The 1,546-nt window shown below is 38.9% G+C and carries 2 protein-coding genes; both read right to left on the reverse strand.

All coding sequences use genetic code 11. From position 1 onward, the window contains the following. Positions 1 to 206: 206 nt before the first annotated feature. A complete protein-coding gene (locus BBROOKSOX_RS10865) occupies positions 207 to 548 on the reverse strand; it encodes a hypothetical protein (RefSeq protein WP_139661814.1) in 342 nt (113 codons plus the stop codon). After that, on the reverse strand, positions 549 to 1,546 hold a 998-nt coding region (locus BBROOKSOX_RS10870; protein ID WP_218973745.1), incomplete at its 5' end, for an RHS repeat-associated core domain-containing protein.

A 1,546-nucleotide genomic window follows, 5' to 3' on the forward strand; every position in this document is an offset into this window, starting at 1 on the left:
ATGTTGCCTTGTCCATCGGTGATGGTGTCTATTGAGCCGAGGTTGTCGTAGTGGAGGTAGCGGGTTTTGTCAGGGATGTAAAAAAAGGGTAGCGTCCCTATATATCTCTATATCCAAAAAGGGTAGCGTCCCCAATATCTATAGAATTTTCTACTTTAGAATGGTGTGGTTTTTTGGGGGTATTACACCCATAGCGCTCTAATATCTTAATACAGTAAACAGTCATATTTTCTACCCTCAAAACGCCAACTGACAATAATATTATCACTTTTTCTAGCTTTATAAATAGTAGTGCATGTACCTTTATATCTTGATCTAAACGCAATAAAGTTATAATAATACTCAACATAAATGGCATCTTCACTCATTTTTTTACAATGTCTGTATTTGCAAATAGGGATAACATTAGAACTTATATAGCCTTCCTGCCGATCTTTGTAAAGAAAATGCAAATATTCATCTTGATTAAACCATGTTTTAGGCGTTAAAAGTCCAGTAAAGCAACCCGTTAAATTCAATGTTAGTACAAATAAGACAATAGATTTCATTTAATATTTCCTACTTGCTAATTGGGTGCCTATACCATATCTATCAGTCATTGCACCATAAGTAACGATTACTGCTGGAACCATAGTGATTACATTAAGATACCGATCAAACTCAACATACCCATTAGCAAAAATATTATCATGGAATCCCGCTACGCTATTAAGTCCTAGCGGCGCTCGATTAGCAATCCTTGACCAAAAACTGCCCTCACTTCCTTCATTGCTTTTAATCAAAAAATCAGGAACAAGTCGCCCAATTTCACTAACACTTGAAGCTCTATGAGAAAAACCAAAATTATTGGTGTTTTGAAGTGAATGACCAGCATTGTCCTTAAATGAAGCTGCCCTTTCTCCATGCCGCGCATCCACATCAAACTTGGTAACTTTATTATAAAGATACCTAAGTGAGCTACCAATAAATGCAGCTTTAAAGCCATCTTTAAACTTACCACCTTGTAACTCAGCAGAAATACCTCCACTAAAAGCACTAGCACCAATTCTTTGTGCATTCCAAGTATTGCCATATTGCCCTGCAATACCACCTGTAATTGCACCTGCAAAAGCGCCTTTTAATCCATTGTCAAGTGCTTGAGAAAAACTACCTCCATGTAGTAAGGTGTTAGATGCCCCAAAGGCAGCACCACCTGCGGCACCTGCAACTATTGCAGCGTTGATAGCAATAGACGAACCTACTGGCACACATATTGGTCCAATCATCCATGCGTTAACTGCTCCAGCTGTGTAATAAGCAATAACAGCCGCTACAACAACTCTGGCGTATTTTTTAATACCCCTCCAAAGACCTCGCCATGCTTTAGCTATTGCTTTAAAGGGATTGTAACCGCTCGGGTCAGTGTATTTCAGCGGGTTGTTCATTACATAACTGTATCTATTATAACTCTGAGTATTGTAAGGGGATTGGATATAGGGATCAGCACTGAGGAATCTTCCAATTTGTGGGTCATACACTCTACCGTTCATGTGTATCAGGCCCATCT

Source organism: bacterium endosymbiont of Bathymodiolus sp. 5 South, from assembly GCF_900128535.1.
Taxonomy (GTDB): Bacteria; Pseudomonadota; Gammaproteobacteria; order PS1; family Pseudothioglobaceae; genus Thiodubiliella.

Coding starts and splice junctions, on each gene's coding strand:
- BBROOKSOX_RS10865 (WP_139661814.1), bottom strand. CDS start 548: ATGAAATCTATTGTCTTATTTGTACTAACATTGAATTTAACGGGTTGC.